6 protein-coding genes are annotated in these 4,927 nt (G+C 45.5%); 1 reads left to right on the forward strand and 5 read right to left on the reverse strand.

Annotated elements, in window-relative coordinates:
• The 5 genes from CVN76_RS20985 to CVN76_RS21005 form a co-directional block, all read right to left on the reverse strand.
• Window positions 1-468, reverse strand: a 468-nt coding sequence (locus tag CVN76_RS20985) for an AMP-binding protein (RefSeq protein ID WP_157805738.1), incomplete at its 3' end; no start/stop codon positions are given.
• Window positions 469-600: 132 nt separating this feature from the next.
• The gene (locus tag CVN76_RS20990; protein ID WP_061142501.1) at window positions 601-1,752 is read right to left on the reverse strand and encodes a thiolase family protein; all 1,152 of its coding nucleotides are present in this window, start codon (window positions 1,750-1,752) and stop codon (window positions 601-603) included.
• Window positions 1,753-1,784: 32 nt separating this feature from the next.
• A complete protein-coding gene (locus CVN76_RS20995) occupies window positions 1,785-2,930 on the reverse strand; it encodes an acyl-CoA dehydrogenase family protein (RefSeq protein WP_100532922.1) in 1,146 nt (381 codons plus the stop codon).
• 84 nt (window positions 2,931-3,014) lie between these two features.
• A complete protein-coding gene (locus tag CVN76_RS21000) occupies window positions 3,015-3,782 on the reverse strand; it encodes a 3-hydroxyacyl-CoA dehydrogenase (protein WP_100532923.1) in 768 nt (255 codons plus the stop codon).
• A gap of 71 nt (window positions 3,783-3,853) precedes the next feature.
• Complete coding sequence (locus CVN76_RS21005; RefSeq protein ID WP_100532924.1) at window positions 3,854-4,255, reverse strand: MerR family transcriptional regulator; 402 nt, start codon at window positions 4,253-4,255, stop codon at window positions 3,854-3,856.
• Window positions 4,256-4,419: 164 nt separating this feature from the next.
• Here CVN76_RS21005 and CVN76_RS21010 point away from each other — a divergent pair, with 164 nt between their 5' ends.
• The gene (locus CVN76_RS21010; protein ID WP_100530455.1) at window positions 4,420-4,845 is read left to right on the forward strand and encodes a universal stress protein; all 426 of its coding nucleotides are present in this window, start codon (window positions 4,420-4,422) and stop codon (window positions 4,843-4,845) included.
• The last annotated feature ends 82 nt before the right edge of the window (window positions 4,846-4,927 follow it).

Consider the following 4,927-nt stretch of genomic DNA (forward strand, 5'->3'; position numbering starts at 1 on the left):
CACTTCGGCCGGCTGAGATGAAACGCTGGCCAATTTTTGGCGGTAGCCTTTCGCATAACCTGGCACATCATCATCAATGTACCAGAAACCCGTTTCCGGGAATCGCTTTTCAATAGCCGCAACCACTGATTCCAATTCCCGTTCGAATAAAACGACTTTTGGTGCTGCATCATTTAAAATGAAGGCCACTTCTTCCGGCATGAGGCGGAAGTTGATTGGATTAAAGATTGCGCCGATTTTTGCGCAGGCAAAGAATGCAGTGGCAAGCTCTTCATTGTTATAGAGGTACGTGGAGACTCTGTCGCCTTTTCGAACGCCTTCCGCCTGCAAGGCAGCCGCCAACCGATTCACCTGGTCATTCCACTGAATATACGTGTAGCGGATATTTCTTCTCACGTCGTAGATAGCCTCTTTAATGGGGAATTTCTGAACGGTCTGATCAAAGATATTTTTAATCGTTACTGACATATCATTTCCTCCTCAATTAAGCCACCCCTCAACAGAACGAGCTCTTACGTCAGTCTGGCGATAGTCGGCTGTTTCACTTTTTCAGCTTGCCTTTCGTGCAAATGACCCATGTTCATGATCGCAGGCTTCATTTCAATCCAATCTTTCAATGATCGTGGCGTTGGCCATCCCATGTCCCTCACACATTGTTTGCAGCCCATAGCGCCCTCCTGTCCTTTCCAGCTCATGAATCATGGATACCATGATCCGCGCACCACTGCCACCAAGAGGATGTCCTAAGGCAATTGCCCCGCCATTGGGATTCAGCTTCTTCGGATCCGCCCCGGTTTCTTTAAGCCACGCAATCGGTACAGGAGCAAAAGCCTCATTCACTTCAAAAATATCGATATCATCAATGGAAAGTCCCGCTTTTTCCAATGCTTTTTGTGTCGCGGGGATCGGTCCGGTCAGCATCAGCGTGGGATCTGAGCCGACGACGACCCTCGTATGCACCTTAAATCGGGGTTTCAAGCCAAGTTCTTCGGCTTTACTGCGCTCCATCAATAATAAAGCGGCGGCACCGTCACTGATCTGACTTGAGTTGCCTGCGTGAATCAACCCATTTTCTTGAAAAACGGGCTTCAGGCCTGAGAGTACTTCCAGAGTAGTTCCGCTTCTAGGACCTTGATCCTCCGTAACTTCAAGATGATTCCCTTCTTTATCGGTACCGATTACGGAAATCATTTCACGTTCGAAATGTCCTTCTTTTTGAGCACGTATCGCTTTGGCATGGCTCGTAACGGAAAATTGATCGCAATCCTCCCGTGTAATCCCCCACTTCTTTGCTATCCTCTCAGCAGATATCCCTTGGTTGATCACCTCATAGCTGTCTGAATACTTTTGACTCGTTGTTGCCCCTTGGTAATTCGAACCCATTGGGACTCGGGACATGTTTTCGACCCCGCCGGCCACTACTACATCCATATCCCCCGACAAGATGGCCTGGGAAGCAAAATGAACGGCCTGTTGACTTGAACCGCATTGACGATCGATTGTCGTTCCCGGCACCTCAATCGGATACCCGGCAATCAATGCAGCAACCCGAGCTATATCGCCGGCCTGCTCCCCAGACTGTGAAACGCATCCTAAAATGACATCATCGACAAGGGCAGGATCAATATCCACTTTTTCCATTAGCTTCTTCAATACTTCCCCTGCCAGATCATCTGGGCGAATGTCTTTCAAGACACCGTTCCGTCTGCCTACTGGAGTCCGAATCCCTTCTACGATAACCACTTCGCGCATATGCACGCTCCCCCTCCATATCCTGTTTTCCTTTAAAGGCCAAGATTTTTAGCGATGATTTTCTTCATGATTTCATTTGTTCCCGCATAGATGCTAGCCACTGGAATGTCCCTGTACCTTCTGGCAATCTTGTACTCCTCCATATATCCATAGCCGCCGTGAAGCTGCATGCATTCAATGGATATTTTTCTGGCGGTCTCGGTCAAGCGCCATTTTGCCATCGACACCTCTGTGACGACCTGTTCCCCCGCCATATGGTTGGAGATCAATTGATCAAGGAAAGCACGGCCCATTTTAATTTCAGTTGCCATTTCGGCAATCTTAAATTGAGTATTTTGAAATTGGCTTACGGATTTTCCGAATGCTTCCCTGCTTTTTACATATTCAATCGTATCGTCAAGCATATCCTCTGATGCCGTTTGGGCACAAATGGCGACGACAAGGCGTTCCTGCTGCAATTTTTCCATTAAATATGTAAAACCCTTGCCTTCTTCACCAAGCAGATTTTCTTTCGGCACCCGGCAATCCTCAAAAATAAGTTCAGCTGTATCCTGACTGTGCAAACCAAGCTTCTTCAGTTTTCTCCCTCTTGAAAAACCTGGTGTATCCCTTTCAACCACGACCAAGCTTACGCCTTTGTGCTTCGGAACCGCATTGGGATCCGTTTTGCATGCCACGATGACGAGATCCGAATGAATGCCATTGGTGATGAATGTCTTTTGCCCGTTCAAAATGTAATGATCTCCATCCAAAATCGCCGTCGTTTTGATATTGGCCAAGTCAGAGCCTGTTCCAGGTTCCGTCATGGCAATGGCCGTAATGATTTCCCCTGTTGTACATTTTGGAAGCCAGCGCTGCTTCTGCCATTCATTCCCATAGGCAGTGATATACGGAACAGTAATGTCACTGTGAAGCCCGAAACCAATGAAACCAGAACCAACCCTTTCGAGTTCTTCATTAATTATGACCGCAAATCCCCAATCCCCCCCGGAACCCCCGAACTCTTCTCCAAGGTCGGGACATAAAAAGCCTTGCTCACCCATTTTCATCCAAAATGACCGAGGAATGATTCGTTCTTCCTCCCAGCGCTCATAGTTTGGGATCGCTTCTTTTTCTAAAAACTTTCGGAATGATTTTCGAAAAATCTCATGCTCTTCATTCAAATATGGATGTTTCATCTTGTCTATCTCCTTTGTTTGCTTTATGAGTTCTCCCTTTCCTTTGGAGGAAGGTTTTTTCAAAGATTAATAGGGTCCCAACACTTACCTAGGCGACATCCGGATGGCCCCATCCAGCCTAATCGTTTCTCCATTCAGCATCGGATTCGTTATGATACTTTCCGTAAGTTTTGCATACTCATCGGGATATCCCAGCCGAGAAGGAAACGGCACGGTTTTTCCAAGGGACAACCTCGCTTCTTCAGGCAATGAGTCGAACATTGGTGTATGGAACAAGCCCGGTGCTATCGATACGACACGGACCCCCTTTGTGGCAAGCTCCCTGGCAATCGGCAAAGTCATTCCAACCACTCCTCCTTTGGAGGCACTATAGGCGGCTTGTCCTATCTGCCCTTCAAAGGCAGCTACCGATGCAGTATTGATAATCACCCCGCGTTCGCCGTCTTGGTTCGGTTCATTTTCGACCATTTTTTGGGCAGCCAGACGGATCACATTGAATGTACCGACCAAATTGATAGCTACCACTTTTGAGAACGCTTCCAATTCATGTGCGCCTTCTCTGCCGATGACCTTCCGCGCTATCGCAACGCCTGCACAATTGATGACCGTATTAATGCTCCCGAATCTTTCCATGCCTTTTTCCAACGCTCTGCTTACACTCTCTTCACTCGTTACATCCGTCTTGACAAACAGGACTGAATTTCCCAATTCCTGCTCCATTTTTTCCCCATTTACTTCCGAGAGATCGAGGATGACCGCTTTTCCACCTTTTTTAATGATATTTCTTACAGCTGCCGCTCCGAGACCTGAAGCTCCTCCTGTCACTGCTGCAATGGTTTTTTGAATATCCAAATGCCTCACCTCATTCGTTTCGTCTAGAATATATATTCATCTTTTTCCATCATCAAAACCTAATTTCCATATTAAATTTGTAACCTGACCAGGTTTTCGTTCATTTTCAAGTCATGAAGGTTTTTATTGAATCCTTGGATCATCTGTTCAAAATCCTCTTTCAATTCATTCAACTCTTTAATGCGCTCATTTATTTCGTGTAATTTCTGTCCTGCCGTGTCAATCGTTTTTTCCAATTGCTTGATGCCTGTCCTGTCCTCATCAAACAAAAGGACAATATCCTTTATTTCCGCTAACGAGAACCCATATTTTTTTCCACGCATGATGATTTTGAGTTGGGCATACTCTTTCTTTCCATACGCCCTTTTTCCTGATTCTGTACGCTTTGGCTTTAGCATGCCTAGTTCCTCATAATACCGGAGCGTCCTTGTCGTCAATTCGAATTCTTGCGCTAACTCAGAAATGGTGTACATGTTAAAAACCACACTTTACAAAGGGATTATTTACCTTTATCTTACCATTGACGTTAACGTAAACTTCAATAAATATTCACAAAATTTATACTATATGAAACTATATGGAAGATTCAACCTGGTATACTAGGGGTATATTCATTATATAGAAGGGAAGGATTATCATGATTTGTTCAAAAATATTAGTAGCTTATGATGAGTCTGAATTGGCACTTAAATCTTTAGAAAAGGCGATAGAGTTAGCGAAGCTTGATCCGGCCATTGAAGTGCAGGTGCTTCACGCTGTTACTCTACCGATCAAATCAAACATTTACGGCAATGCCTTTCAGGAAATAGAAGAATCGATGCGCAAATATGGCAATGAAGTGATAGGAAAAGCGGAAGCCCTATTATCGGAAATTCCGAATGCTTCCCAAACATTTGTCGTCGAGGGGTCTGCCATCACGGCCTTATTGGAACATGCAAAATCCCATAACTGTGACCTTATCATCATGGGCAGCCGCGGATTAAGCGGATTCAAGGAATTCCTCGGCAGCGTGAGCCATTACATCGTTCAGCATTCGCCTGTGCCTGTCCTCTTAGTTAAATAAAAAGGGATGGGGTGACATATAGTAAGAAGCTGGGTTCCTTAGGAGCCCAGCTTTTTTGATCCGCTTGTTTTACAAACACTTC

It is taken from the genome of Bacillus sp. mrc49 (assembly GCF_002803435.1).